A 25,420-nucleotide genomic window follows, 5' to 3' on the forward strand; every position below is an offset into this window, starting at 1 on the left:
ATGATTATACTCCCTCTGTTACCATGCGAACGCCTACACGGTTCTTTTCGCTATTTCCGAACTTAACTACTAACTGCCCGAATTTTGTACTGTCAAGCACCAGATCAGCTTTTATAACCTGATTTCCGCCCGAAATGTTGCTTTCTGACAAAGCTTCTTTGAGAGCCTGCTTCATGGTGGACAGCGGGGAAACCACTTCTGTCTCGCGGTTATTGTCACCGAGGATAGCTGCAAACATGCCTGCTCTGGGAGGCACTACCGTTCCGGTGGCAAGCATAGGCATTTTGTATGGGATGGATGCGTAAGCGGATGCAGGGTAGCCATATTTCCCCAGCAGATTCATCTCAGGAATAACGGGAATTGAAATTCCCACCTTATCCATTACATTATTGACCGCCTCTATAATTTTGTTTATTCCGGATATAACCGAATTCACCATGTTTTCCACACCAGAAACGATCTTTTCTATGGTATTCTTAATTACTGTCACAATGCTATCCCATATTTCAGCTGTCTTATTTTTCACGGAATCCCACACTGTTTCTATTGCCTGTCCGATTCCTTCAAATATGGTTTCCGCATCTCCCTTTAAAGTATTCCATAGCCCCTTAACAATATCGACCGTTTTCGCCCATGCAAATTCAATCCGTCCTATAAGAACGTTTAACGTCCTTTCTATTACTGCGCCAATAACTTCCAGCCCATCGCTGATAAAATCCCCTAAAAATGTTATCAATCCTTCCACAAGGCTCATTATTGCATCAATGACACCTTCTAATATCTCCTTAATACCTTCCCATGCCTTTTCCCAATCCCCGGAAAATACACCTGTCAAAAAATCAATAATTCCGGAAAATGCCGTTATTATCCCATCCAAAACGGATGCTGCCGTATCAATCAGATTAAGCAACGCTGTTCCTATTGTTTCCAGAATCGGAGCAATCACAGGCAGTATATTAGACGATATCTGACTAAGCAGAGGCTTTAAGCTTCCATCCCATATTTCCTTAATCAAATCGGCAATCTTACCTATCAGCCCAATAATCTTATTGAAAAGAGGCAGTATTGTTCCTTCGTATACCTCCGCAAACTTATCCGCAAGTTTTTGAAGTGTCGGGGCAATATACTGATTATATCCATCCAGCAAATTCCCCAAAATTTCAGACAGCCCATTTTTGATAGATTCAAACAGCGGGGCAATATGCTCATCATACATTTTATTTAAGTTCTCAAAAGCTTCCGTCATGCCACTCGAAACAGAATCAAGAACCGTTTTTATCGGCTCCAATGTATTTGCCAGCGCTTCTTTTATCTTATCTTTGTTCTCTACAAACGGGGTGAGGATTGTATCCAGCACATCTCTGAACAGCTTTGCAGATAATTCCGTGATCCCCATAAATACATCTGCAAAAATCGATATAATGTCAGCAGTAATCTGCTTTGCCGTATCACTTCTGAACACTGAAAAAATATCTGCTGCAGCTACGGCAAAATCAGCCCCTATTGTGCTGATTTCTGCTGTAATATCAAACATACTGATCAGATATCCCTTGATCCTGTCTTTGGCGCTTTCAAGATATAAAGCCATTCCCCCGGTTAGATTGTCCGCTATTGTAAGCCCGATACTGGAGAATGCTCCTGCGGTTCTGCCCAAATTGTATGAAATAGTGTTCAGCATCGTATCAAATGCAGATATAACTCCCTGATCTGTAAAAATATCCTTTAAGCTCTGTCCGATTCCTGCTATGTTTCCCTTTATGGAATCCAGAACAGGCGTGCAGTCTCCCAATCCCTGCCAGAATCCGGCGTGAAAGATATCCCCTATTTCAACTAACCTCTGTTTAATGGCATCCAGCGTTTCCACAACCTTATTTAAAAACGGGGATTCTTCCGGCTCTTCATCTGTAGATAGTGCCGGCGGCATTATTGCATTGTTTTCCGTATTTCCTGAACTTTCCTTTGCATCGCGCTGAATCTGAATCAGATTGTCGAATGGCGCCAATGATTTTTTTGCCTGTTTGCCTGCGTCCTCTACTCCGTCTGCAAATTCCTCTGCACCAGCGGCAGCCCCCTCATACCCGGTCTGTACTTCCGCCATTTCACCAGACATTTGGGCCATTCCGCTGCTTGCAGACTTACCGCCCATTACTGTCTCTGTAAAATTCTTAAATGCGGCTGTTGCCGCCGACAGCCGTTCAAGAACTACATTTACGGCCTTTATAACCGGAGTAAACAGATTGATAAAACCCTGCCCTATTGTGGCTTTTAAAGATTGTAATCTCAGCTGAAAAACCCTTACCTGATTCACCCATCCGTCAGAAGTCCGGATAAAATCGCCTGAGGCGGCGGAAAGCTGATCCTGCACAAACTTATACCGCAGGGCCACTTTCTCCATCTCAGACATCTTTGCTGTGGTCTTACCGTATCCATTCGCCAAGGCATACGCATCAAGGGCGCTCTGGGTCATAACAACCCCCAGCTCCTTCAAGGTTTCCGTTTCCCCGGTAAATACGCTTTTTAATTTGGTATAAGCCTCTTCCTGAGATAAATTATAAAAAGATGCCACATCCCCAGTCAGTCCCGTCAGGGCTGTTGCCATATCATAGGCCGCCTTTTCTGAGTAGCCGAATGACTTTGCCATACTTCCAAATGTACCAACATATTGCTTTGCCATTGTCTCAGACAAACCAAATGAATCCGCTGCACCTCTGGCGAATTCCTCGACCTGTGCACTCATTTCCGGAAATGTTACATCTACAACATTCTGTACCTCCTGCAAGTCCGATCCAAGCTCCAGGCATTCTTTCCCAAACTGCACGATCTGTTTTACTGCAAATACCGCCGCTATCGCAGAACCTACCTTCTTTGCAGCTCCTCCCAGCCTGGATATAGAATCCTGTACATCACCGATTTTTCTTGTTATTGAGGTTTTAAGCTCGTTTACCCCAGCTTCCACACCATCAGTCTCAATACTGGTGTTGATAATAATACTTCCATCAGCCTTACTCATTCTGTCATTTTCCTATCTAATAAAAAAAGAGCCGCCAACCTGCATCCAGCAGGCTAACAGCTCCCCTCAGCTCTTAATAGGTACCTTTTTACCCATTGTCCTGATATGTAATTTTTCTGTTTACTTCAAGAACGATTATTCCGTCCTTTCTCTGTTTGACTTCTGCGGTATTCCCGCGTTCTAATATTTCCCGAATCGCCTTAAGCATACGTTCATTATCCATACTCTCATTTACTCCACCGGAAACGGATATTTTTTCCCATTCATCTCTGCTTTTTTATAAGCTCCGCTATATTTTGCTGCTCTATCCTCCATACTTTTTGCAGCTTTCTCCAGACGTTCCTTTACAGCCTCAAGCGCCGATTCTAAAAACACCTCAAATAAAAAGCGGTTATCCCTGCCGGTTAAAGATAACGGGGACTGCCTTCCAAATGCTGCACTTGTTACATCCGCATTAAAAATATAATTCAGCTTCTCATTGATGGATTCATTAAACTCCTGCAGCCTCCTTGCATTCTCTGAAAGTTTTGAATGCTGCATTTCCGCAAGACTCCCGTCCGCTCTGACCTCAATATCCGATATACTGGAGCTCTCTTCCTTCAATTCCTTCATGCTTTTTTCAAAACGTGTCAAGATGTTCACATCCTTGGGATTAATGCGAATAACCCGCTGCAGATCGCCATTGATTGTAAATTCTTCAAACCCATCATCAAAACGAATATCAGCCATTTCCGCATCCCTCCCCCTCGTTTTCCTGTTCCCCACAAGCCATGCTTTCACACATAGAAGCCAATCCCAAACGCATAATTTCTACCTGATGCTTTTCCATCTCTAAAGCATTCTCTGATAACTTTGCGCACCCACATACACAGTCCTTAATTATTGATATCTCTCTGCTCATTTTTCATTTCTCCAATCTTCTCATAAATTGCCGCCAATTCACACACAATTACAAACAGCAAAATTCCTATTATTATCACTGTCGCCCCCCTAATCTACATTCGGGCGTATTGGAAGCGCCTGAACACTTGTTACAACCTTCTCCGCCGCCTCATTAAACGCCTGCTCATAAGTCGGGGACATACCCTTATCGCGAATGACTTTTGTGGCAAACTCCCGCAGATTATCAAAATATTCCATCTCTGTCTTTCTGCCATGGTTAATATAATATTCAAGGGTCGAAATCAGATCGGAGCGCAGCCCATTTTTTTAGCATACTGTATCAGTATACGGAGCATAGTAGGATTATCTGTATATCTGGCAGCCAAACGGTCAAATTCCTCTTTTTTAAACGGGAATCCAATATTCAACAGCTTCATTGTCATATCATCAATCCGGCTTCCGTTAGGATCATAAAAATCATTCAGATGCTCCTGTAACTGCTCCCTCACATTGTCAAATGCCTTACCCGCTTCGGATTCCAAATCTGCAATACCCTTCTTAAAATTCTCTTCCTCCTGTAGGTACTCTGCTTTCCAGGATGCCTTGGAAACCTCGCTTGCGTCCCTATCATTACATACCTTTTCCCATTTAGACCGGGCATTCTCCACTGTGCTGCGGATTTTCTCAGCCCTGGGCCTCATATCTGCCTCTATCTTCTGTACATCCCGCATATATTCAGAAAAATCCTTGTGTATCATCATTTTGTACTCCTTTCTGCCGTCCCTTGAAGAATAATATTCCCTGATTTCTGCTTTTACCTGTTCTGTAATCTCCTTACATCGGTTTTGAATCTCCGGATATTCTTCCAGATCTCTAGAATTTGCATAAATAATTACCGTTTCAAGCGGCAGGTTTTTAAATTCCTGTGTAACATCATATCTCCTTGCCGTGAATGTTTGGTACAGTTCATCGTCAACCGTAACCCCCGCCAGCATCCTGCTCATAAAATAAGCTCTCCTTTTTCATTGAATCTTGGTAAATTGTTAATAATGGCTACCTCTGCCCCACACCCATGCATATAATCCTTTAAGTCTGCAATGGGTTCTCCGTCAACATAATATTGACCCTTATAAAACCGCGGAAAAACAATATACTTCCGACGTTTCCTCTCCTGTTTTTCTTCCAGTTTTTCTATTTTCTGCCTTAAATTCATTCTGCATAGCACCCCCTAAGTCCGTCAATTATTCCTCTTGGCTCTGCCTTTCTAATGCTTCTACCCGTTCTGCCAGATCTGCCGTTTCTGTCCAGGACTTACACTGTGACATCATAATCTGAATTGCATTCACTCTTATTTGGGGAGAAATGCTGTCATCAGCGATAATGCGATTCAATACGTTCACGCAGTCCGTCAATGACTGCTGCATCTTCTGGACGCTTCTTCGGATAACCTGAACCCTGCGCTGATTTAAAATATCCTGAAATTGTGGATCATCCCGGTACCGCGTCACAGTATTCCGGCTTAAGCCTGTTGCCCGCATAATATCTGAGATCTTATCATGTTCCAGAAAGGCCGCTATCATACTCTCTGTAAAAACCCGTTTTCTTGCCACTCAATCAACCTGCCTTATCTCTCCGATTGCCCTCAATATTTCCTCTCTGCGTTTTTCCGGGAGTTCATGCCGCATCATTCGGTAAAATGTACTTTCAGCCACATTGAGCGCATCTGCAAGCTGCCAGCAATAAATACCTGACCGCTTCATTTCCTGACGAATTTTTTCATTGCACATGATTTTCCTCCTTCAACTTCTGCCACTACTACTATTTTACTACCTTTTCAGTAATCATCCATCCCCACATTTTCAGAGAAAACAGGGCCAGATTCACACTGTTTTAAGTATTTTCACTTATACAGCCAGAATCCGGCCCCATAATATCCGTGCTACGTCTATCAGCCGCTATTTAATAATATCTTTCAGCGCTCCTGATCCCAGGAGATATCCAAAATAAAATTCATACATATTACCATAATTTGTTAGCCTGTTTAGAGTGGGTCTGTTGAGGTCATATCCCTGTTTCCATATTTCATGGGCAAGAAATTCGTCATATTTCACTATCGGATTTTCGTTATTTATTTCCTTTTCAATCAATGGGATAATCTTTCCGGCGGTTTCCGCTGCCCGCCTCTTCTCTTTCTGCTCCATACGCCACGCATGGGCCTCTGTTAATGCCATGTATACATAATGTCCATATTTTTTGTACACATAATCAAGGATTTTTCCTGTTGGGGATTCATCATCACACACCCAATATTCAGGAAACGTAATTATCTTTACAAAGCCGTCAATATCCCTCTGCGGAACCTCTTTATTGACGAACAGAATTTCTTTCCTGTCATCTACCATCACGATAAATTCGCTTAATTCCACATGATAGCGATATTCTAAATAAAATACATACTCTGATGGAAGTTCTTCCGGTGCTATTCTTTTTATATACATTTTTTTCATCCTTTCTCTGATCCAGTTAATAAGGCATCTCCAATGGGGCCTCATACTTAATTGTTTCTGCCTGTATTGCTTGTCCTTTCTGACTGCTCGCTGTTGGTTTTTGTTACTCTTCTCATCCCTGAAACTCTCATAACCTGCTCCTGCAGGGCATATGCAACTTTCTTACGCTCCTCAGGGGTAAGAGAATCCATAGGAACGTCATTCCCCGTGTTGCCTATATCAATGTAATTCGTAAATCCGTATTCCTTCACCATAATCACCTCCTTCCTAAATTTTATGCGTTGTAGGTTGTTTTTGCGGATTGCCGGAAGGACCTCAGATGTTACCCAGCGTTTAAAGCGTTTAGCTGATTCCAGTTTGCTTCCAAAGATTAAAGAATAAAGGCCGGATTCGTTAATGATATACATTTGTCTGTTCTGACCTGAGTCGGCAAAACACCGAGTCAGCTTATCCTCATCGCTGACATGGTTCGGGACTGCATTTCTTGCATTTGCCTAACGCTTCTGCAGCATCCTTGCCAACGAAATAATTTTCTCCATCAACCTCAATTTCAAAGCTATATCGTCCATTTATAAAGCCTTGTTTTATCCTCTGCCTAATAACCATAGTGGATTGATAACCGCAGCCATACAAGCGGCAACGTAAGCCATCAGGAACGCCACAAGGCCATCAGCCTGAAATACCATTGCCGTTACCATAAAAGCCACTGTTCCAGCCCCGGCAGAGGCCAACAGCGTGTTAATAAATAATCCTGCCTTTTCTTTGCTTCTTCTCTTCTCGTTTCTGATCCGTGAAATTCTGTCCATAATATCCTCCTTCCCCCCTCCTGCATCAATGGGGGCTTTATCCATTCTGCAATATGCTCTGTATAAAGTTCCGGTTTTCTTCCTCTGCCGTTTTGGCCCTTATGCTTTCCTCCGGGAAATGCAGAGGGATGCAGAGCCGGTTCAGCCGGTCTGAAATCCTTGTATCGCATTTCAATTCCGAAATCGGCAGATTAGAGGTCACAATCAGCAGTTTCCCGTGATTCATGCGGTAATCAATCAGCCGGAATAGTTCCTGATCCTGCCACTCTCCCCTTTTTTCGCTCCCAAAATCATCCAGAACCAAAAGGTCGCAGTTCATATAGGCGTATAAGCCATCCTGCTGCCATGGCTCCCTTTTGTACGCTTCGGAAACTCTGGAAAGGTACTCCGGGGAAGAAATGAACTTTATACGCCGCCTGTATTTCACCTGTACAGAGGATGAAAGGCAGCAGGCCAGAAGCGTTTTCCCGCTCCCCCTCGTTTGGCTCCAAAGGTACAACCCCTTATTTCTCTGTTCCCAGCGTTCAAACTGTTTCCAGAAGCTGGAGGCCACTGTTTCAAAGTTCGGGTTAATGGCTTTATACCGCCCGAAATCAAAATGCCTCATATCTGCCTCAAAGAATACAGCCGGGATTCCCGTTGCATCATCCTGACAATGCCCTTTGCATACCGGGCACGGATCACAGATCTCTACCGGCGTTTTGGGATCGTACTCCGGTACGATTGCCGACCGGATAACATAGCCTGTATCATTGCAGAGGCGGCAGTTATATGTATGAATCAATGTATCCCTGTTTGTTTTCTCCACTGCGTACTCCTATCTGCTGGCCGTTTGTGCCTCTGCCCTGGTTCTGGCTCCGATCCAGCCATGAGTTAATAAACTTTGTAACGCCCCTTCGGGTTTTCCTCTTTGTGGGATTGGCATCACACCAGGCAATTATCTTTTTCAGTTCCTGATCTATGTTTACAGCCGGATATGCCTGCTTCCATAGCGGTATTTTATCCTCTGGAACGTCAAAATAAGTGCCATCTGCTAACGGAATCTTGATTCCGGTTCCGCTCGGAGCGGATTTTTCCGGCTCTGAGCAAATAGTATTTATATTATTATTTGTATTGTTATTATTTATAATGTTATTATTACTACCCACATTTTCTACACTTAGGTTTTCTACACTTTCATTTTCTACACTTTCATTTTCTACGGGTTGAAAATGGATATTTGGAGTTAAGACATAAAGGTTATTTGACCTTTTTCCGTTTTTTCTACATATCTGCTTTTCTACAATTCCCGCACCTATCAAAAGATTCATGTGAGTATAAAAACGTCTTTCGCTGATTTGTAGTGAACTGCACATAAATTCTACACTTGGGTAAGCTGTTCCGCCTGTTCCGGCATAACTACACAACATACCATAAATAGCCTTTGCTTCAATGGTGAGGTTGTCCATCAAATAAACATCCTGATAAGTCAAACCCCATCCCCCTCTCTCTTTCTTCATTCATTGTATGATCTCCTTTCTGATCTGGGCGCTACCTCTGAAAACCCCGGCCCTGTAAGCTCATAGCCATAAATCCGCAGAAAAAAACATTTATCAAGCCTCATATCCGGCCTGATGCTCTGCAGCAGTTCCTCACGGCTTGCCATTAGTATTTTTCCTTTGCTTCTTTGAGCATTGACTGTACTTTAAGAATTAAAGCACCGTTTACGCTACTGGGATTCCGGCGCATATTGCCGACCGTCCGGGCCGTAACCCCCAAACGCTTCCCCAGTTCTTCATCCGTCCAACCTTTGAACTCTTTCAAAGCGTACAAATCCACTTTGAACTCTATCGCCCACGCTGGCATTTTCATGTAATCACTTCCTTTTCTATTTTCGTTTTACCCTCTTATACGCTCAGACTTCCGTATCGGCATTTTAAGGCCATCAAGCACATTTATGTGAAACTTTATCATCTCTCAGCGCAAAACAGCAGGAAACTGCCTTTCCGTTCGCCAGAGTGGTATTTTAAATACAGTGTGGGTATCAACTTCACCCGTCAACTGTCATATACCGTAAAAAATCTAAAAATATTCATCTATCAGCCCAGCCAGAACGGCCAGCCCTTACCCGATCGGGAACCAGCGCAGAGTTGCGCCGGTACAATGAAGGGATGTTTCTTCCCCTCATCCATGCGCCCCAGCCCGGAGCGTTATTCAATAATTTCTTCTGGTTCTACTCCCAGAGCCCTGCTGATTTTCCCCAGCAGCTCCGGGCGGCAGTTTCTGCCATTCATTACGGCAGAAAGCGTTTGACGGCTGATCCCGGCCTTTGCGGCAAGAGATGCCTGATTGATTACCTGTTTCGCCATAAACAGGTGAATCTTGGTTGCATTAATCCTCATGTTATTCACCTCTTTTTATTTTAGTGCTATATGCACTAAATATATTAGTGCATATAGCACTATTTGTCAATACATTATTTTATTTATCTTGCATTTTGCACTAATTCGTTTTACAATATAAATATCTACTATAGTAAAGGAGTTAATTGTGGGATTTGGTAATAAATTAAAAAAAGTATTAAAAGAAAAAAATATGACAATAAAAGAATTATCTGAAAAAACAGGCATATCGGTAAACACTCTTTATTCGATCACTAAAAGGGATACTCGCTTTCCTAGCGACGATATTCTATTTAAAATTTGCAAAGCACTTGACACTGAAGTTGGAGATTTACTTACACTTGAAGACACCACAGATTGCAAGAGTATGCCTATACAGAAACGCCATTCCTCAGAAATTAAAAATAAACCTTCAAAATCCATTCAAACAATAAATGACTATGTATCAGAACCATCACCTAAATCACTCGTGCAAAAACAAGACACACCAAGCAAATATCTTAACGCCTCAAAAGTCAACAAAGAACCTACACATACAATAGCCACAACCTCTGATTTCACTGGGTTTTTAACGAAAAAAGAGGATGTTGTCTTTATGAAAAAATTTATGGAGGTCTATATGGAATTAGATGAAAGTTCCAAAGAAATTTTGACAAAAATGGCAGAAGAAATGGCAAAAAAATATACGAGAAGGAAGAAAAAATGAGTATCAAAGGCAAGTCTCAGGAGCTCTTTGTTGGGAAAAGCGGAATAAATATCATTACTTTTATGGGAAATAGGATATCTATTAAATATACAGAAATGAAACGTATTGATTATTGTTATGCCAATGCCATTCGTTCAGGATACATGAACTTTGTTTTAAAATCTGATAAAATACAAAACTTTGCTTTTACCATATCCGCTAATGAACCTATCGGGAGAACAGTATTCTTTATAAAAGAGCATGCCCCTACACTTATATTTAAAGAGAACTGCTTCAAAAAAACAAAATACGAACTTAAAGCCCAAATATCTCCCAATGAATTAGATCCAAAATTTAAAGAAGCTGGAGAATTTATTATAGTTCGAGGCAAAGCCTCTATCGGAATGGTTCAAAGAGCTTTCAAAATAAATTTCAACTGTGCTGCAAAAATTATAGATCAGTTAACCAGTTGTGGAGTAATTGAAGGGCAAAATGGAATCAAGCCAAGAAAAATCCTCGTTTCTCTTCAAGAATTTCAATATTTTGTTTCTGATTATGAAAATATATATTATGCAATCAACTCCGAAATATCTCATAAAGCTCAACTATATAATAATCAATATGATTGCATGGAAGGTCACGATTTTGAATGTTTTTGTGCTAATCTCTTACGAAAAAATGGATATAAAAACGTTGAAGTTACGCCCAAAAGCGGAGATCAAGGAATTGACGTAATAGCCTATAAAGAAAAGGTGAAATATGGAATACAGTGCAAATGCTACTCTTCTGATATCGGCAATAAAGCTGTCCAAGAGGCTTTCTCAGGTGCTAGATTTTATGATTGTCATGTGCCTGTCGTACTGACAAACCAACATTTTACAAAATCAGCAATAGAACTTGCTTCGAAAAATAATGTTATATTATGGGACAGAGAACATCTCAATAATTTAATCAATTCAATTAAATAAAAACCTCCTCTGCGCAAATAGAAACGATCCCAACAAAGAAAGGACGGTACTTCATGCCATTACCAAAAGAACAGTACACCTCAAAAGACTATTGGGCCCTGCCAGAAGGTTCACGGGCTGAGCTGATTGATGGACAACTTTACAACATGGCCCCACCCAGCCGAATCCATCAGGAAATCACATTCCAGTTAGCTCGTAAACTGGCGGATTATATTGATTCAAAAGAAGGAAACTGCAAAGTATATCCCGCCCCCTTTGCTGTAAATCTGGATGCTGATGATAAAAATTGGGTGGAACCGGATATTTCTGTTATCTGTAATCCTGATAAGCTGACTGACCGGGGATGTTCCGGTGCTCCTGACTTTATTGTTGAGGTAGTATCTCCCAGCAGCCGCCGCATGGATTACGCCCATAAAGTTTCCCTTTATCTGGATGCCGGGGTCCGTGAATACTGGATTATAGATCCCTTAAAAAAATATACTACTGTATACCTCAATGAGCAGGATCCGGCAGAGTTTGCCCCCATTATCTTCCCGTTTGAAAGCAGTATAAAGGTCGGGATCTTCTCCGATCTGTCTATCAATATCAGTCAGCTGCTGTGATTGTTGCGACGTCGCAACACCATGGAGTAACAAAACGTTACCCCGTCGAGAAGATCTACACCCTTTCGCAAATGCGGCGCCACTGAATAACAAAACGTTATTGAGCTGTCGTGAAACGCGACACCTTTTTTGCTGAGGTTGCCATATGCCCCTACCGTTTTGGTGCCTGAGGCTGCCAGAACGAAACGTTATAGCCCTGTTCTCCTCCAAGGGTAGGACATTTGTGGGACACCCTTTAGAAAACGAACCAACTCAATTTTGAGCGGGTTGATTCTGAGGGGCAGAGGCCTAAAAGTGGCAGCTGAATTTTCAGCCGAGCGCAATTTTGCGTCCAAGTGCGAAACCTCACCACCAGTAGCAGGCTGAGCGAATCGTTCACCCAGTCGAATCCAGAAATGGACAGAGCTCTATACCTGTACCCCAAAACAAGGGACAGGTATTACAGATCCCGGAAGTTGGTTTAACCAACCGCCCAAAGGGTATACGGTAAAATACCGTATACTTTAAAGTCGGTATTCCAGACCTTAGACTTTCAGGTGTGACTAATGGCAACATCTGGGGGTGTCCAAGATCTGGACACCCGACACCTTGACAATATAATATACTTAACCGGGGAGCCGGGGGACGTGCTGCACCCGTTCCGAGCCTGTCGAAGGTGGTGCCAATGAGTACATATGAGGAATTAAACCTGATAGTAAGCGTTGCCTTACTCATTGTTGCAATTCTGAATTATACGCATAAAAAATAGCCCATCCTGACCCTGCAAAAGTCGACGAGCTATTTTTCAATAGTTTAAAGCTTAATCACCAGGGCGGGAAGCCTTGACCTCCCTTACTGGCTGTCTTGTTAAGTATATTATATTCCAATCACACCTATTTGTCAAATACGCTCTTCCTTCCATCCATGCGCCCCAGCCCGGCAGAGGATCAGGAGGAACCGCATTGAAACACATTACAACGTATACAGGGGGCCTCTGCCCTTTTGTAGAACTATCACGCTGTCTTTGCCGTCCTGTGCGGCTCTCCCGATCAGAAAGGAGCAACGCACATGACAAACGCAAAGAAAAAGAACACTCTTCCATCTGGAAACTGCCGGATACAGGTATACGATTATACAGACCTGGACGGGAAGAAGCATTACAAGAGCTTTACAGCTCCCACTAAGAAGCTGGCGAAAATGGCTGCTGCTGAATGGAAGGCAGCCAAGGAGCAAAACCGCATCACACCGGACAATCTAACGGTATACGATGCCGCAGGGCGCTATATCGCAGCCAAAAAAGGCGCGCTTTCCCCTTCAACCATAGTCGGGTATGAAAAGATACGCCGGAACTATTTAAAAGGCCAGATAGGCATGACACGGCTTCCGGAGATAGACAGCGCAACCGTGCAAATATGGGTAAGTGAATTATCTGCCTGTTTAAGCCCCAAGAGCGTGAGGAACGCCTATGGTCTTCTTTCCGCTGTTCTGGATATGTTTTCCCCAGATACCCAGCTGCACATCAAACTGCCAGCCGCTAAAAAGCCGGCCCTGTATTGTCCAAATGATACGGATATAAAAAAGCTTCTTGCCAGTATCAGGGGAACAGATCTGGAGCTTGCTGTACTGCTGGCAGCCTTTGGGCCGCTTAGACGGGGTGAGATCTCTGCTCTTGATTCGGACCACATCCGGGGGAATACCGTGACAGTAGAGTTTTCTATGGTTCTGGACGAAAACAAAAGCTGGGTTATCAAGCAGCCTAAAACCTCCGGAGGATACCGCACCATTGAAATGCCGCCTTTTGTCATTGAACGCCTGAAACAGAAAAAAGGCCGGGTGGTAAACCTCACCCCAAACCAGATCACGCAGCAGTTTGGGCGCAGGCTTAAACAGCTTGATGTACCTCACTTCCGCTTTCACGACCTCAGACACTATGCCGCCTCGATCATGCACGTGATCGGCGTACCGGATCAGTACATACTACAGCGGGGCGGCTGGGCTTCTGATAACGTAATGAAAGCCGTATACCGGAATGTGATTGATCTGGAGACAGCCCGGCAAAACAGGAAGATCAACGAGCATTTTAAACAGTTCAAAATCATGTAAGTATCACACGAAATATCACACGCGGCCCGGAAATGCTGATAAATACTAGGGTTTTTTAGGGGTTCGATTCCCCTCAGCTCCACTTTTTAAAAACCGCGTAAATGCTGGGAAAGCCAGTGTTTATGCGGTTTTTTCGTAGCCCGTTTTCCAGATCTGCCAAGGTTTTATCCTGCATTTCAGACCTCTCACAATTTCCATTCACAAACTTCTTACACTCTGTTCATAATTCTGTTACAGATTGATCAAACTCTCTTCATGTTTGCTTTCTATACTGAACATTGTAAAGAGTTAATGCTATTAAACTTTTTTTCATAATACTCGGCCGGCTGAAAAGAATTCAGCCGGCCTCCTCCTTTTTTAACAAAATGAATTTTCTGAATATTATCTTTATTTTTATCAATTAAACATCTTTATTTTTTTTACAAAAAACACTGGACAAATCGAAAAACTCATGGTAGACTATACGAGTTCTCAGCGATGAGGATACAGTATTAATAAGGCCTGATGGTCAAGCGGTCAAGACGACGCCCTCTCACGGCGTAAACCCGGGTTCGATTCCCGGTCAGGTCATTTGAAAGTGTTTTATAATTATACTTTCGTATTTATGTGTCAATTTAATAAGGCCTGATGGTCAAGCGGTCAAGACGACGCCCTCTCACGGCGTAAACCCGGGTTCGATTCCCGGTCAGGTCATTTGAAACAAGCAGTGTAATTTTCTGCTTGTTTTTTGTGTTTTTACCATCTACAGATAAGAGGACGTGAAAAAGGTCAGCGCCTTCAATATTCCCATGCTGTTTCTGTTAAATGCCGTCTTTGGCATGTATGGCCTTGTTTGGTCTCAGTTTACAGCTGATATATTTACAGTAATCCTGTCCTTCCAGGTCTACAGAAAACATTTTAATAAACTGTAAACAAAAACGTACAGCCTTTCGGAGCACAAGCTTCCTGCAGCTGTACGTTTTCATTTGCATAAACTCTTTTCAGATTAATACAGATTCCTCACCTTGAATTCTTTTTCCAATTCTCTGCGCTGATCCTTTTTGGCAATATCCGCTCTCTTATCGTAAAGCTTCTTTCCTCTTGCCAGTCCGATCTCCACCTTTACCAGACTTCCCTTAAAGTATACCTGAAGAGGCATCAGGGTGTATCCTTTTTCGGATATCTTTCCATTCAGCTTCATAATTTCTGATTTATGAAGAAGAAGACGACGGGTTCGCAAAGGATCTTTATTGAAAATATTTCCCTTTTCATAGGGGCTGATATGCATTCCGTAAATGTAAACCTGTCCCTTATCAATCTTTACAAAAGCTTCCTTCACACTGCACTTTCCCATGCGGATCGATTTGACCTCTGTACCGAAAAGCTCAATTCCGGCTTCATATTTATCATCAATAAAATAATCATGGTAGGCTTTTTTATTATTTGCTACCAGCTTAATACGATCGTTCACCTTTTACCTCCCTCTGCCTCTCTTTTGCTCAGACAGATGTTATTATCATACCACAGGCCCACAGTGAAGTAAAGAAATTGTTACAGATCTCGATCCAGCACAAAATCTACCGTTCGAAGCATCCGGTCCGTCCCTGATACGATCACGCGCACCGGCTGTCCCAGCTTGTATGTTTTCTTTTTCAGTTCTCCTGTAAGCTCATATCGGCTCTCATCAAAAATGTAGTAATCATCCCGGAGCTCGCTGATATGAACCATTCCCTCCACCGTGTTGGGAAGCTCCACATAAAAGCCCCAGTTGGAAACGCCGGAGATCACCCCCTCAAAGGTTTCTCCTATATGCTTTGCCATATACTCGCATTTCTTTAATTTCTCCGTTTCCCGCTCTGCTTCCTCTGCACGGCGCTCTAACACAGATGTCTGGACTGCCACCTGAGGAAGAAGCTGCTCATAATGCGCCTGTTTTTTCTCCTTTAACTCTCCATGGATCGCTTCCTTTATAATGCGGTGGATCTGAAGATCCGGATACCTGCGGATGGGAGAGGTAAAATGGGTATAGTAGCGGGCCGCCAGTCCAAAATGGCCCGAACATTCCGTTGTGTATTTTGCCTGTTTCATGGAACGCAGCGTCAGCCTTGCTAAAAGCGGTTCCTCCGGTGTTCCTTCAATTTTGTCCAAAAGTTTCTGAAGCTCCTTTGGATGGATTTCTCCTTGCTGCATACGGATAAAATAGCCGAAATTATTGATAAAAACACTCAGCTGCTTCATTTTTTCCGGATCCGGCGTATCATGCGTTCGATAAAGAAAGGGTACGGACTGCCAGTAAAAATCCTCTGCCACCGTTTCATTTGCCAACAGCATGAAGTCCTCTATGATCTTTGTAGCTGTATTGCGCTCATAGGGACGAATCTCCAGAGGGCGTCCTTTTTCATCCAGAAAAATTTTACTCTCAGGGAAATCAAAGTCAATAGCCCCTCTTTTCCTGCGCCGTTCTCTCACAATTCCCGAAAGCTCTTCCATCCGTTTAAAAAGCGGCACAAGCTCTGCATGTTCCTCCTGAAGCCCTTCCATTTCTCCAGTCAAAATTCCGTTCACCGCAGTATAGCTCATCCGCCTGTCTACGCAGATTACTGTTTCGCAGATTCTGTGGTCTGTCACATTCCCCTGGCCGTCTATCTCCATGATACAGCTTAACGCCAGACGGTTCGTTCCCTCATTTAAGGAGCAGATTCCATTAGAAAGCTTGTGCGGCAGCATAGGGATCACGCGATCCACCAGATACACGCTGGTTCCTCTCCGAAGCGCCTCCCGATCCAGAGCGCTGTTCTCCTTTACATAGTGGCTTACATCCGCAATGTGGACTCCCAAAATATAATTACCCTCCGGTGTCCGTCCAAGCGTCACCGCATCGTCCAGATCCTTGGCGTCTTCCCCGTCAATGGTCACAGTCTGAAGCCCGCGAAGATCCAGCCGTCCTCTGTAATGCTCCTTCCACCCGTCATTAGAGACCAGATCATCCAAATAATACGGCATATCCTCACGAAAGCGTTTTCCTTCAGGCGCTGCTTCTGTCTCCAGCTCATCCGGTATCGTTTTTAATTCCTCCATCACATCCTCAGGAAATGATTCTGCAAGCCCATAGGCCCGCACCAGGGATAAAATATCCGTGCCGGGATCATTGACATGTCCCAGGATCTCTGTAATCCGTCCCTCCGGCTTTCTTCCCGGACCGCCAAAATCTGTAAGCTGCACCACTACCTTATGGCCCGTTACAGCCCCCTGGCTGCAGCCCTGAGGGATAAATATATCCCTGGAAAGCTTCACATTATCAGGCACAACAAAGCCAAAATTTTTACTTTTCTGAAAATATCCTACAATCTCACGGTTTGCGTGCTCCAGCACCCGGATCACCGCCCCTTCCGGACGGCGTCCTTTCTGTCCATCGGATGTGATCACGATCTGCACCCGATCTCCATGCAGGGCAGCCCCGGTCTTGTCCTCTGGAATAAATACATCCCTCTCCATTCCCTCAACTGTAACAAATCCGAATCCTCTGGAATGGCCGCTAAAAAGGCCGTTCACAGAAAAAGTCTCTGATCTAGCATATTTCCCCTTTTTTGAGACTCCGATCACACCATCCTCCACCAGCTTATCAAGGACCTCCTGAAGCTCCTCTCTTCTGGATTTTGGAATATCAAGCAGCATGGCAAGCTCTTTTGCCTTCATAGGCACATATGCTTTGTCATTCATCAGCTCTGTCAGCATTTTCTTTCTCTGTTCCAATTGTTCTTTTTCCATGTATCCTCTTTTCTGTCTATTCATTTAAAAAAACACCCTTCAATGCGATACATGAAAGGGTGTTTTTGTGTCCGTATTATTATCCCTGAACCTTTAAAATAATATTCAGGATCAGTGTGATGATCATAAATACAATAGCGCCGTATCTTGTAAAGTGCTCTAATGCACCCTCCATGGAACGGCCTTTATTTTTGCTCCAATAGCTCTCAGCCATGCCGCCGATAGCGCCGCCCAGTCCATTGGACTTACCCTCCTGCATCAGAATTACGATTGAAATAGCGATGCCAAGGAGTACATATATGATCGATAAAATAACCTGAATCACTGCCATGACCTGTACCTCTTTCCGTTTCCTTATAGTCAAACAAAATTAATATATCATACTTTTTCTGTAAACTCAAGGCTTTTCTTGCGGTTTTACCCGAAAAGACCGCCTTATATCCCGAAAAAGCTATGGAAGAATCTTAGCGCCGTCTTCTCCTACCGAATATCCATCCGGCGTTGTACAAGATACCAGCATAGCTCCTGATTCGCTGCAGAAATAGGATTTTCCGTTCCAGTCAATCCATCCTGTTTTCATATAGCCTTCACTGTCAAAAAAGTACCAGTCTGAATCGATCATCTGCCAGCACTCCTTCGGCCAGGAGCCGTCCCTGTTTTCATACCACCAACCGCGCTCATTCTGCTTCCAGTTTCCCTTCCACTCAGATAAATCCTCCTCTGTCACCTCAAACCATGGAGATTCTTCCCAATCGCCCAGATTGTCCCTGATATCAACGGCTCTTACTTTAAAATAATAATTTCCTGCCTTGGGAATCTGCTCTGCAAAATCAAAGCTGTTTTCTGTCACCGTATGAACCGAGCCCACGCCATCCTCCGTGGAGCTTCCTCCCCGGCCCCGGCACAGACGCACCTTATATTTTTTTGCGATCCCATTCTGATCCCAGTGAGCAATGGCATTGTCCTCATCCCAGATAAGTCCTGATACCTCCAGATCCTCATCCTCTTCATCCAGCTTGTCAAGCGTTACCACCAGACGCATCATTTCCCTATCATACTTGGTAGAGCTTGAAACATACTTTACATCATCCCCCGTAAAGGTAAACGCACTTTTTCCTGATTTTTTAAAATAACAGTCGCTGTCTGCCTCCAGCCATATTTCCACTTTGGGGCGAACGCCTCCTGCCCAGTATTCCTGCTCATTGACAAAATCTGCGCTTTCCACGGAGCAGCTTCCATCTTCTACCGATACATCGATGTACGCCTCTGAGTCTCCCGCCTGAATATCCGCGCTGAAATTCAGCGTAATGCGGCCTACCGGCGTCCTCTCCTCTTTCGCCGATGCCGGAACAGCAAGAAGACAGGATAATACTGCTGCCGTAAAAATCCCTTTCCACAGTCTATGCACGTTTACTGCTTTCATTGTGTTTTCCCCTTTCCATTTCTTATGTATTTTTTCTTTTCTAAGTATATCATAATCCACTCATTTAAGCTACCTTAACCCATTTCATCAAAAACCGAAGAGTTCTTTCAATCATAACGCATTTTTGTTTTGCCATTTTCTCATATTGACAAATCCTATCTTTCCCGCGTATAATGAGGCCATAAAACAGGAGCACGACTGTTTGCAGCTATCAACCCGGACGAAAGGAGGATTTACTATGAATGCAGCTATAAACAACGATACAGCAGTCAAATTTCTCAGAGGTTCTAAACTCCATATCTGATTGGATATTTCTGTATTCACAGGCAAAGTCCATTCCAAATATTTCCAGTTTCCCGCCTCTGAGCCTAACCGTTTATGAGGTGTTTTTTTGCGCCCTTTTTCAGGCAAAACACCCTTACAGAGAAAGGAATACAATGAAAACAGTAACTGGAATCTATACATCCGCTATCATTTATCACACAAATAACCCCAAAACCTCCATTGAGCCATATGCTTTGGCCCAGATCCAGATGCTCTGTGACAATCCAGCCTTTGAAGGCAGCAAGATCCGCATCATGCCGGATGTCCATCCCGGAAAGGCAGGCACCATCGGTTTTACTGCCACTGTCGGAAAACAGATCTTGCCGCAAACGGTAGGAATTGATATCGGCTGCGGAATTACCATGGCCAGACTGTCCGGCAAAGTCCGAACGGATCATTTTCCCAAGCTCGACTCACTCATCCAGGAACAGATTCCCTCTGGCTCACAAATCCGCAGAACACTCCACCGATACGCAGATCACTTCCATCCGGAAGCCTTCTGCTGCAAAAACAGCATCAATGAGGTAAAAGCCGTTTTAAGTCTGGGAAGTCTGGGCGGAGGAAACCATTTTATTGAACTGGATCAGGATGAAAATGGCTGTTTTTACGTTATCATTCATTCTGGAAGCCGCTGTCTCGGAAAGAATATTTTCGATCATTATATGAAAAAAGGCCAGAAATACTTAAAAAAACAGGGCCTTCACGTTCCATATGAGCTCACATGGCTGGAAGGCGGTTTAAAAGAGCAGTATTTAAATGATCTTGAACTGACACAGCAGTTTGCCGCACTGAACCGGGAAGCTATTCTGGATGAACTTCTCCGCGGAATGAAGTGGAAAGCGGATACGGTCATTTCCTGCCAGCATAACTATGTGGATCAGACCCAAAATCCCCCCATCCTGCGCAAAGGCGCCATTTCGGCCCAAAAAGATGAACCTGTTATTATTCCCATTCATATGAAAGACGGGGTTATTCTCGGAAAAGGCCTGGGAAATCCTGACTGGAACTGTTCCGCCCCTCACGGCGCAGGGCGGATCATGAAAAGAGTAGATGTGGGAAAACACTGGACTCTTTCTGATTACAAAAAAGAAATGAAAGGGATCTATTCCCCCAGCATCTCCAGGGGGACATTAGATGAAGCCCCCTTTGCCTACCGGTCTCTGGAGGAAATCCGTTCGGCGGCGGCTGATGCCGTATCCATAGAAAAAATCCTGCGCCCGGTATACAACTTCAAAGCAGGAGAGGAGGCGTAAAAATGGCTAAGTACAGAGAAATCCCCTGTAAGTATTATGAAGCGTTTGGCCTCTGCCAAAAAGGGCGGAACGCCTGCCACAAAACCTACTGCCAGCACTGCGGCAAATATGTTCCCCGGGCAAAGGTTCGCTGTATCAACAAAAAGAAGGAATTTCGCTTTCATTCCCCCATCTCATGATACAGCTGAAAAAAATCATCGGAGGTGCACTCTTCTCCCTGTGAAAAGTCCACGCCCTCCCAAATCCCGTTTTTCAGGCGGATCGGATGGTTCTGAATAAACGGCGTATAAATCTGGTCAAAGGCTCTGGCTTTTTTTTCTTCCAAAAGCCGGAGCTTTCTGGCAGCTGTAGCTTCCTCATCATAGGCCGATATGCATTTTTGAATATAAAATTTCCCTTCCCAGGAAATAATTTCGCTGATCTGATCCTGTTCCAGAGAAAAAGCCGTCTCCTCCAAAGCATTTAATGTATCGCTCCACTCCAGCTGAAACTCGACCTGGCTGCCGCCCGACTCTTTTTCAGCGATAGAAGCAAAATCAGCTTTTGGCTCATTGACCTTTTTCCACAGCGTCTCCGCCTTTTCTTCTGTATCTGTTTCAATCTGCAGAATTCGGATCACTTTTGCCTCTGCGTCACTTACCTCCAGCGCTTTTTCATCTGTCAGCTGAGATACGGTTTTATCCGCCAGATAATATTTGCTGTATAAATCGTAGATTTCATCCTTGGATACCTTCATATAATCCAGATCCTCCGGTGTAAGGGATGAAAAATAGGTATCCGTCAGACTCTGCACCTGCGTCTTTTCCTGATTGGTAAGCTCAACCCCTTTTTCTTCTGCCAAAAGATTTATGGCTGCTAGTTCTGTCAAAAACTGCTCCATCTGGCCTTTTAAAAGGGATTCAAAGGTGGTTCCCGATCCATCAGCCGCAACAGACCAGAGCTGTCCGGTGTAGATGTTCTGATAGCGGTTGCGCTCCGTCGCCGCAACAGTCATGATCTGCCCCGGCGTGTACTCTGCTGCAGAACCCTTTGCGTTCTGATAGGATGCCGTCTGTCCACAGGCCGCCAGACATCCCGCTGAAAACGCGATCAGAAATCCCTGCTTTAAAGGCCGGAACCATTTTCTTTTTTTATCCTTCCTTCTCTGGTCCAATGAAGTCTCCTTTCCAGTCGTACATTCTACAGAAGATATTTAAGAATTTTCAAAACTCCGTCATTTACATTGCTATCCGCCTGAAATCTGGCAGCCCGGCGCACTTCCTCTCTGGCATTTGCCACAGCAAAGCTGTAGTATGCCTGATCAAGCATCTCAAGATCATTGAGCTGATCGCCAAACGCCATTGTTTCTTCCGGGCGGATATCCAGACTCTCCTGAATGGTTTTTACAGCATTTCCCTTATTTACCCCCAAAGCCATGCAGTCCATCCACATATCTCCGGCACAGGCAAGCTTAAGCTCTGTTCCAAATTCATCAAACACAAAACGGGTGGCCTCCTCGATGCCGTCCGGCTTGTAAATAGATATTTTTACAGGGGGCTCCTCAAGATCTAATAAATCTTCCACCCGGTTCAGCTTAAATTTATACCCATCAACAAGCCAGCGCACAAGGTCTTCATTTTTTGAATCCACATAATCTCCTCCGGCACAGGCATAAACAAGTTCAAGCTCCGGATGACGGCGGACGGAGCGGATCACCCGTTCTGCCAGTTTCTTATCAATCGTATAGGTATAAAGACTGCGGCCATGGCAGCCAATATAGGAACCGTTATTGGAAATATAAAAAATCTTTTTCTTTACCGGGTCAAAGGTATGCTCTACACTGGACCAGGGCCGTCCGCTGGCTATGGCAAACTGAATCCCCTTTTCTCTCAGTTTCAGGATCACCTCAAACAGTTCCGGATTGATATCGGCAGATCCGTCCTCTACCAGTGTTCCATCTACATCGGATACTATAAGTTTAATCATCCTGTGTTCCTCCATTTTCTGTCAAAAGTGTGTTCATCTCATGGACCAGACGCCCTAAAGGCAGTCCTACCACATTGGTATAATCTCCCTGTATCCCCTTTATATAGGCCGCAAAACTGCCCTGTATCCCATATGCGCCTGCCTTATCAAGCGGCTCCCCGCTCTGTGCATATGTAGAAATTTCATCCTCTGTCATGGGCCAGAGTTCTACATTTGTGCGCTCCGCAAAGGATGTTCCGTGCAGTTCTCCATTCTCCATACACAGGATTACCGTAACACCGGTATAAACCTGATGTTCCCGGCCCTGAAGCTTCTGTATCATTTCGACAGCCCTCTCCGGGGTCTGAGGCTTTCCAAGAATTTTCTCATCCAGGACAACCACTGTATCGGCTCCAATGACTAAGGTTCCAGACTCACAGCCTGCGGCAATATCCTGCGCCTTTACAGCGGCCAGTTCCATCACCAGCTCCTCCGGCGTCTCAGCCTGGGACTTTTCCTCCTGCACGCTGGGCCTGATCCGGGCTTTGATCCCAATCTGTTCCAAAAGTTCCTTTCTTCTGGGAGAACCGGAAGCTAAAACCACCGGATGACCCTTAAAATATTCTGTCATTTTCATTTCTATTCTCCTGCTCTTATCTGTAAATATGGGAATATGCCTGTACGCGGGAAAATACCTACGACGCAAAAGGGGCCATGGCAAAAGCCACGGTCCGCATCTGCTGGTTCATATGAATGTAAGGGGCTGCTGATGATTTCTCAATAATAGGAATCCAGAAGCAGAGACAGGCCAATTCCCAAAATCGCTCCGGCCAGAACCTGAAGGGGCGTATGGCCCACATACTCCTTAAGTTTCTCCTGAAGAACCTCCGCATTGAGCTTCAGAGGATTTTCCATCAAAATGGAATTTAAAAGCTTTGCCTGTTTTCCCGTCTCTCTGCGCACTCCGATGGCATCATACATGACGACCATGGCCAAAACAAAGGATACGGCAAATTCAAAGGAGCCTGCGCCGTATTCCAGCGCCGCAGCCGTCGTCAATGCACAGACCGTAGCTGAATGGGAGCTTGGCATACCGCCCGATCCCACCAGACGTTCCGCATTAAAGCTTTTGTTTAAAGCGCAGTCGATGAGCGTCTTTAAAACCTGGGCTACTGTCCAGCCTACTACGGCACTTACAAGGATCTGATTGCCAAGCATATCGTTCCAAACATTCATAGTGTAGTTTCTTTCCCCTTTCTTCGGGTATTTATCTGTTTAAATGCAGTGTCTCTCAGCCGATCAGCCAGTCATAAAGCTCCTGATATTTAGCTGCTGAGGTCTTCCATGAAAAGTCTGCCGCCATGGCACGGTCGATTATCTTGTTCCACTCCCGGCGTCTGCTGTAATATACATACTTGGCATAGCGTATGCTGCCTAGCATCTCATGCGCATTGTAATTGGCAAAGGAAAATCCCGTTCCAGTACTCTCATATTCATTATATGGCTGAACCGTATCCTTCAAACCGCCGGTTTCCCGGACAATGGGTACCGTTCCGTAGCGCAGGGCCATAAGCTGGCTTAAACCGCAGGGTTCAAACAGGGACGGCATCAGGAATGCGTCACAGGCTGCATAAATCTTGTGAGACATGGCCTCAGAATAATAGATCTGGGCGGAAACCCTGTCGTGATACTTCCAGTCATAGTGACGGAACATATTTTCATAGCGTTCATCACCCGTTCCAAGAACCACCAGCTGCATGTCGTCACTGCAGAGCTCATCCATCACACACTGGATCAGATCCAGGCCCTTCTGGTCTGTAAGACGGGATACAATACCCACCATAAACTTCTTCTCATCCACAGGAAGTCCCAGCTCCTGCTGGAGCGCCTTTTTGTTTTTCGCCTTTTCCTTGCGGAAATTCTTTGCATTATATTTCTGGGCGATAAAAGGATCGGTCTCCGGATCAAAATCATCATAATCAATTCCGTTTACGATTCCCCGAAGACTGTTGGCCCTGGCCCGCATCAGGCCATCCAGGCCTTCTCCGTAAAACGGCATCTTGATCTCCTCTGCGTATGTATTGCTTACCGTGGTAATGGCATCCGCATATACAATACCGCCCTTTAACAGATTGCCGTCCTTATAGGCCTCCAGCTTATCCGGAGCAAAATAGTAATCTGGAAGCTCTGTAAAACGCTTGATGGTCTTTACATCCCACACCCCCTGGAACTTTAAGTTGTGAATGGTGATAACAGACTTCATATTGCGGAAGAAATCACCTCCCCGGAAAGTATCCTTTAATAGTACAGGAATCAGGCCTGTCTGCCAGTCATGGCAGTGGACCACATCCGGCTGGAAGCCGATTACAGGCAGGGCAGAAAGAGCAGCCCTGCAGAAAAAGCAGAACTTTTCCAGATCCCAGTACCAATCGCCATATGGCTTTTCTCCGTTAAAATAGCTTTCATTATCAATAAAATAAAATGTGATCCCCTCATGGACATACTGTAAAATGCCTACATAACGGCTCTGTCCCAGATAATCCATGTAAAAATGATCCACATACTGCATCCTGTCTCTCCACTCCTGCTTGATGCACAGATATTTGGGAATCATGACTCTTACGTCAAAATAATCCTTATCAAAACATTTTGGCAGAGAACCTACTACATCTGCCAGTCCCCCAGTTTTAATAAATGGTACTGCTTCAGAAGCTGCAAATAAAATCTTCTTCATCCAAACCTCCCTCTCCTGACGTATCCAGGCGGCGTTTTGCCTTACCATATAGTATAGCGTACTTTTTCAAAA

Annotated in this window: 31 protein-coding genes, 2 tRNA genes and 1 pseudogene; 8 read left to right on the top strand and 26 right to left on the bottom strand. The window is 44.4% G+C overall.

The features are described 5' to 3' along the window. Nucleotides 1-4: 4 nt before the first annotated feature. From WKT10_RS09660 to WKT10_RS09740, 17 genes and pseudogenes are all read right to left on the bottom strand, one after another. Nucleotides 5-3,010, bottom strand: coding sequence for a phage tail protein (locus tag WKT10_RS09660; protein ID WP_340276899.1), 3,006 nt, complete (start codon nucleotides 3,008-3,010; stop codon nucleotides 5-7). 88 nt (nucleotides 3,011-3,098) lie between these two features. Beyond that, nucleotides 3,099-3,233: a hypothetical protein gene (locus WKT10_RS09665; protein WP_278283957.1), complete on the bottom strand. Its 135-nt coding sequence runs from the start codon at nucleotides 3,231-3,233 to the stop codon at nucleotides 3,099-3,101. A gap of 8 nt (nucleotides 3,234-3,241) precedes the next feature. Then, the gene (locus WKT10_RS09670) at nucleotides 3,242-3,739 is read right to left on the bottom strand and encodes a hypothetical protein (RefSeq protein WP_340276902.1); all 498 of its coding nucleotides are present in this window, start codon (nucleotides 3,737-3,739) and stop codon (nucleotides 3,242-3,244) included. A gap of 261 nt (nucleotides 3,740-4,000) precedes the next feature. Then, nucleotides 4,001-4,150 carry a hypothetical protein gene (locus WKT10_RS09675; RefSeq protein ID WP_340276904.1) on the bottom strand — a complete coding sequence of 50 codons (150 nt, stop codon included), beginning with the start codon at nucleotides 4,148-4,150 and terminating at the stop codon, nucleotides 4,001-4,003. Nucleotides 4,151-4,194: 44 nt separating this feature from the next. After that, entirely contained in the window at nucleotides 4,195-4,896 is a 702-nt protein-coding gene (locus WKT10_RS09680; RefSeq protein WP_340276906.1) for a hypothetical protein, read from the bottom strand. Next, entirely contained in the window at nucleotides 4,893-5,105 is a 213-nt protein-coding gene (locus tag WKT10_RS09685; RefSeq protein WP_066546813.1) for a hypothetical protein, read from the bottom strand. The genes WKT10_RS09680 and WKT10_RS09685 overlap by 4 nt, the downstream gene beginning before the upstream one ends. A gap of 28 nt (nucleotides 5,106-5,133) precedes the next feature. Then, on the bottom strand, nucleotides 5,134-5,502 hold the full coding sequence (locus WKT10_RS09690; RefSeq protein WP_066546811.1) for a hypothetical protein: 369 nt from the start codon (nucleotides 5,500-5,502) through the stop codon (nucleotides 5,134-5,136). After that, on the bottom strand, nucleotides 5,503-5,679 hold the full coding sequence (locus tag WKT10_RS09695; protein ID WP_167544871.1) for a hypothetical protein: 177 nt from the start codon (nucleotides 5,677-5,679) through the stop codon (nucleotides 5,503-5,505). Between the two features lie 168 nt (nucleotides 5,680-5,847). Further along, the gene (locus WKT10_RS09700) at nucleotides 5,848-6,390 is read right to left on the bottom strand and encodes a hypothetical protein (RefSeq protein WP_340276910.1); all 543 of its coding nucleotides are present in this window, start codon (nucleotides 6,388-6,390) and stop codon (nucleotides 5,848-5,850) included. Between the two features lie 56 nt (nucleotides 6,391-6,446). After that, nucleotides 6,447-6,653 carry a hypothetical protein gene (locus WKT10_RS09705; protein WP_066546805.1) on the bottom strand — a complete coding sequence of 69 codons (207 nt, stop codon included), beginning with the start codon at nucleotides 6,651-6,653 and terminating at the stop codon, nucleotides 6,447-6,449. A 111-nt stretch (nucleotides 6,654-6,764) separates the two neighbouring features. After that, nucleotides 6,765-6,845: pseudogene (locus WKT10_RS09710) on the bottom strand (hypothetical protein); the annotation flags it as partial. 138 nt (nucleotides 6,846-6,983) lie between these two features. Then, the gene (locus tag WKT10_RS09715) at nucleotides 6,984-7,205 is read right to left on the bottom strand and encodes a hypothetical protein (protein ID WP_143331341.1); all 222 of its coding nucleotides are present in this window, start codon (nucleotides 7,203-7,205) and stop codon (nucleotides 6,984-6,986) included. 37 nt (nucleotides 7,206-7,242) lie between these two features. Beyond that, nucleotides 7,243-8,013: an ATP-binding protein gene (locus WKT10_RS09720; protein ID WP_340276912.1), complete on the bottom strand. Its 771-nt coding sequence runs from the start codon at nucleotides 8,011-8,013 to the stop codon at nucleotides 7,243-7,245. Then, on the bottom strand, nucleotides 7,973-8,704 hold the full coding sequence (locus WKT10_RS09725; protein WP_340276914.1) for a helix-turn-helix domain-containing protein: 732 nt from the start codon (nucleotides 8,702-8,704) through the stop codon (nucleotides 7,973-7,975). The genes WKT10_RS09720 and WKT10_RS09725 overlap by 41 nt, the downstream gene beginning before the upstream one ends. After that, entirely contained in the window at nucleotides 8,701-8,850 is a 150-nt protein-coding gene (locus WKT10_RS09730; RefSeq protein WP_340276917.1) for a hypothetical protein, read from the bottom strand. The genes WKT10_RS09725 and WKT10_RS09730 overlap by 4 nt, the downstream gene beginning before the upstream one ends. Beyond that, complete coding sequence (locus WKT10_RS09735) at nucleotides 8,850-9,056, bottom strand: hypothetical protein (protein WP_317439178.1); 207 nt, start codon at nucleotides 9,054-9,056, stop codon at nucleotides 8,850-8,852. The genes WKT10_RS09730 and WKT10_RS09735 overlap by 1 nt, the downstream gene beginning before the upstream one ends. Before the next feature lie 338 nt (nucleotides 9,057-9,394). Further along, nucleotides 9,395-9,586 carry a helix-turn-helix domain-containing protein gene (locus WKT10_RS09740; protein WP_340276920.1) on the bottom strand — a complete coding sequence of 64 codons (192 nt, stop codon included), beginning with the start codon at nucleotides 9,584-9,586 and terminating at the stop codon, nucleotides 9,395-9,397. Nucleotides 9,587-9,734: 148 nt separating this feature from the next. Between WKT10_RS09740 and WKT10_RS09745 the strand changes: the two genes are divergently transcribed. The 6 genes from WKT10_RS09745 to WKT10_RS09770 all read left to right on the top strand — a co-directional run bounded on the left by WKT10_RS09745 (nucleotide 9,735) and on the right by WKT10_RS09770 (nucleotide 14,616). Next, nucleotides 9,735-10,292, top strand: coding sequence for a helix-turn-helix domain-containing protein (locus tag WKT10_RS09745; RefSeq protein ID WP_340276922.1), 558 nt, complete (start codon nucleotides 9,735-9,737; stop codon nucleotides 10,290-10,292). Continuing rightward, nucleotides 10,289-11,239, top strand: coding sequence for a restriction endonuclease (locus WKT10_RS09750; RefSeq protein ID WP_340276924.1), 951 nt, complete (start codon nucleotides 10,289-10,291; stop codon nucleotides 11,237-11,239). Before WKT10_RS09745 ends, WKT10_RS09750 begins: the two co-directional genes overlap by 4 nt. A 53-nt stretch (nucleotides 11,240-11,292) precedes the next feature. Continuing rightward, nucleotides 11,293-11,841: a Uma2 family endonuclease gene (locus WKT10_RS09755; RefSeq protein ID WP_340276927.1), complete on the top strand. Its 549-nt coding sequence runs from the start codon at nucleotides 11,293-11,295 to the stop codon at nucleotides 11,839-11,841. A gap of 1,047 nt (nucleotides 11,842-12,888) precedes the next feature. Continuing rightward, nucleotides 12,889-13,923, top strand: a complete 1,035-nt coding sequence (locus WKT10_RS09760; protein ID WP_340276929.1) for a site-specific integrase — start codon at nucleotides 12,889-12,891, stop codon at nucleotides 13,921-13,923. 498 nt (nucleotides 13,924-14,421) lie between these two features. Then, nucleotides 14,422-14,493: transfer RNA gene (locus WKT10_RS09765), tRNA-Glu, on the top strand. Between the two features lie 51 nt (nucleotides 14,494-14,544). Continuing rightward, nucleotides 14,545-14,616: transfer RNA gene (locus WKT10_RS09770), tRNA-Glu, on the top strand. A gap of 292 nt (nucleotides 14,617-14,908) precedes the next feature. Here the strand turns inward: WKT10_RS09770 and smpB are convergent. The 4 genes from smpB to WKT10_RS09790 all read right to left on the bottom strand — a co-directional run bounded on the left by smpB (nucleotide 14,909) and on the right by WKT10_RS09790 (nucleotide 19,093). After that, nucleotides 14,909-15,373, bottom strand: a complete 465-nt coding sequence (gene smpB, locus WKT10_RS09775) for an SsrA-binding protein SmpB (protein WP_317438943.1) — start codon at nucleotides 15,371-15,373, stop codon at nucleotides 14,909-14,911. 80 nt (nucleotides 15,374-15,453) lie between these two features. Further along, nucleotides 15,454-17,637, bottom strand: a complete 2,184-nt coding sequence (gene rnr, locus WKT10_RS09780) for a ribonuclease R (RefSeq protein ID WP_340276951.1) — start codon at nucleotides 17,635-17,637, stop codon at nucleotides 15,454-15,456. A gap of 112 nt (nucleotides 17,638-17,749) precedes the next feature. After that, complete coding sequence (gene secG, locus WKT10_RS09785) at nucleotides 17,750-18,001, bottom strand: preprotein translocase subunit SecG (protein WP_066546771.1); 252 nt, start codon at nucleotides 17,999-18,001, stop codon at nucleotides 17,750-17,752. 120 nt (nucleotides 18,002-18,121) lie between these two features. Then, entirely contained in the window at nucleotides 18,122-19,093 is a 972-nt protein-coding gene (locus WKT10_RS09790) for a hypothetical protein (RefSeq protein WP_066546770.1), read from the bottom strand. Between the two features lie 437 nt (nucleotides 19,094-19,530). Between WKT10_RS09790 and WKT10_RS09795 the strand changes: the two genes are divergently transcribed. After that, nucleotides 19,531-20,670 (top strand): RtcB family protein, encoded by a 1,140-nt coding sequence (locus WKT10_RS09795; protein ID WP_340276935.1) that lies wholly within the window; start codon nucleotides 19,531-19,533, stop codon nucleotides 20,668-20,670. Between the two features lie 2 nt (nucleotides 20,671-20,672). Beyond that, the gene (locus WKT10_RS09800; protein ID WP_167544869.1) at nucleotides 20,673-20,849 is read left to right on the top strand and encodes a hypothetical protein; all 177 of its coding nucleotides are present in this window, start codon (nucleotides 20,673-20,675) and stop codon (nucleotides 20,847-20,849) included. On the opposite strand, the gene WKT10_RS09805 is transcribed toward WKT10_RS09800, so the two are convergent. The 5 genes from WKT10_RS09805 to glgA all read right to left on the bottom strand — a co-directional run bounded on the left by WKT10_RS09805 (nucleotide 20,831) and on the right by glgA (nucleotide 25,348). After that, nucleotides 20,831-21,823, bottom strand: a complete 993-nt coding sequence (locus tag WKT10_RS09805; protein WP_296038741.1) for a hypothetical protein — start codon at nucleotides 21,821-21,823, stop codon at nucleotides 20,831-20,833. The genes WKT10_RS09800 and WKT10_RS09805 overlap by 19 nt on opposite strands. 26 nt (nucleotides 21,824-21,849) lie before the next feature. Further along, entirely contained in the window at nucleotides 21,850-22,635 is a 786-nt protein-coding gene (locus tag WKT10_RS09810) for an HAD family hydrolase (protein WP_066546762.1), read from the bottom strand. Further along, a complete protein-coding gene (locus tag WKT10_RS09815; RefSeq protein ID WP_066546760.1) occupies nucleotides 22,628-23,251 on the bottom strand; it encodes a Maf family protein in 624 nt (207 codons plus the stop codon). Before WKT10_RS09815 ends, WKT10_RS09810 begins: the two co-directional genes overlap by 8 nt. A 140-nt stretch (nucleotides 23,252-23,391) precedes the next feature. Continuing rightward, nucleotides 23,392-23,832 (bottom strand): divergent PAP2 family protein, encoded by a 441-nt coding sequence (locus tag WKT10_RS09820; protein ID WP_081422999.1) that lies wholly within the window; start codon nucleotides 23,830-23,832, stop codon nucleotides 23,392-23,394. Between the two features lie 73 nt (nucleotides 23,833-23,905). Further along, the gene (glgA, locus tag WKT10_RS09825; protein ID WP_066546758.1) at nucleotides 23,906-25,348 is read right to left on the bottom strand and encodes a glycogen synthase GlgA; all 1,443 of its coding nucleotides are present in this window, start codon (nucleotides 25,346-25,348) and stop codon (nucleotides 23,906-23,908) included. Between the last annotated feature and the right edge of the window lie 72 nt (nucleotides 25,349-25,420).

This window comes from Enterocloster sp. HCN-30185 (assembly GCF_037890305.1).
GTDB lineage: Bacteria > Bacillota > Clostridia > Lachnospirales > Lachnospiraceae > Enterocloster.

Coding starts and splice junctions, on each gene's coding strand:
- WKT10_RS09795 (WP_340276935.1), top strand. CDS start 19,531: ATGAAAACAGTAACTGGAATCTATACATCCGCTATCATTTATCACACA.
- WKT10_RS09800 (WP_167544869.1), top strand. CDS start 20,673: ATGGCTAAGTACAGAGAAATCCCCTGTAAGTATTATGAAGCGTTTGGC.
- WKT10_RS09820 (WP_081422999.1), bottom strand. CDS start 23,832: ATGCTTGGCAATCAGATCCTTGTAAGTGCCGTAGTAGGCTGGACAGTA.
- WKT10_RS09715 (WP_143331341.1), bottom strand. CDS start 7,205: ATGGACAGAATTTCACGGATCAGAAACGAGAAGAGAAGAAGCAAAGAA.
- WKT10_RS09725 (WP_340276914.1), bottom strand. CDS start 8,704: ATGAAGAAAGAGAGAGGGGGATGGGGTTTGACTTATCAGGATGTTTAT.
- WKT10_RS09660 (WP_340276899.1), bottom strand. CDS start 3,010: ATGAGTAAGGCTGATGGAAGTATTATTATCAACACCAGTATTGAGACT.
- WKT10_RS09730 (WP_340276917.1), bottom strand. CDS start 8,850: ATGGCAAGCCGTGAGGAACTGCTGCAGAGCATCAGGCCGGATATGAGG.
- WKT10_RS09700 (WP_340276910.1), bottom strand. CDS start 6,390: ATGTATATAAAAAGAATAGCACCGGAAGAACTTCCATCAGAGTATGTA.
- WKT10_RS09705 (WP_066546805.1), bottom strand. CDS start 6,653: ATGGTGAAGGAATACGGATTTACGAATTACATTGATATAGGCAACACG.
- WKT10_RS09755 (WP_340276927.1), top strand. CDS start 11,293: ATGCCATTACCAAAAGAACAGTACACCTCAAAAGACTATTGGGCCCTG.
- WKT10_RS09760 (WP_340276929.1), top strand. CDS start 12,889: ATGACAAACGCAAAGAAAAAGAACACTCTTCCATCTGGAAACTGCCGG.
- WKT10_RS09790 (WP_066546770.1), bottom strand. CDS start 19,093: ATGAAAGCAGTAAACGTGCATAGACTGTGGAAAGGGATTTTTACGGCA.
- WKT10_RS09675 (WP_340276904.1), bottom strand. CDS start 4,150: ATGGAATATTTTGATAATCTGCGGGAGTTTGCCACAAAAGTCATTCGC.
- WKT10_RS09750 (WP_340276924.1), top strand. CDS start 10,289: ATGAGTATCAAAGGCAAGTCTCAGGAGCTCTTTGTTGGGAAAAGCGGA.
- WKT10_RS09810 (WP_066546762.1), bottom strand. CDS start 22,635: ATGATTAAACTTATAGTATCCGATGTAGATGGAACACTGGTAGAGGAC.
- WKT10_RS09680 (WP_340276906.1), bottom strand. CDS start 4,896: ATGAGCAGGATGCTGGCGGGGGTTACGGTTGACGATGAACTGTACCAA.
- rnr (WP_340276951.1), bottom strand. CDS start 17,637: ATGCTGACAGAGCTGATGAATGACAAAGCATATGTGCCTATGAAGGCA.
- WKT10_RS09685 (WP_066546813.1), bottom strand. CDS start 5,105: ATGAATTTAAGGCAGAAAATAGAAAAACTGGAAGAAAAACAGGAGAGG.
- WKT10_RS09740 (WP_340276920.1), bottom strand. CDS start 9,586: ATGAGGATTAATGCAACCAAGATTCACCTGTTTATGGCGAAACAGGTA.
- WKT10_RS09815 (WP_066546760.1), bottom strand. CDS start 23,251: ATGAAAATGACAGAATATTTTAAGGGTCATCCGGTGGTTTTAGCTTCC.
- WKT10_RS09735 (WP_317439178.1), bottom strand. CDS start 9,056: ATGAAAATGCCAGCGTGGGCGATAGAGTTCAAAGTGGATTTGTACGCT.
- glgA (WP_066546758.1), bottom strand. CDS start 25,348: ATGAAGAAGATTTTATTTGCAGCTTCTGAAGCAGTACCATTTATTAAA.
- WKT10_RS09665 (WP_278283957.1), bottom strand. CDS start 3,233: ATGGATAATGAACGTATGCTTAAGGCGATTCGGGAAATATTAGAACGC.
- secG (WP_066546771.1), bottom strand. CDS start 18,001: ATGGCAGTGATTCAGGTTATTTTATCGATCATATATGTACTCCTTGGC.
- WKT10_RS09670 (WP_340276902.1), bottom strand. CDS start 3,739: ATGGCTGATATTCGTTTTGATGATGGGTTTGAAGAATTTACAATCAAT.
- WKT10_RS09695 (WP_167544871.1), bottom strand. CDS start 5,679: ATGTGCAATGAAAAAATTCGTCAGGAAATGAAGCGGTCAGGTATTTAT.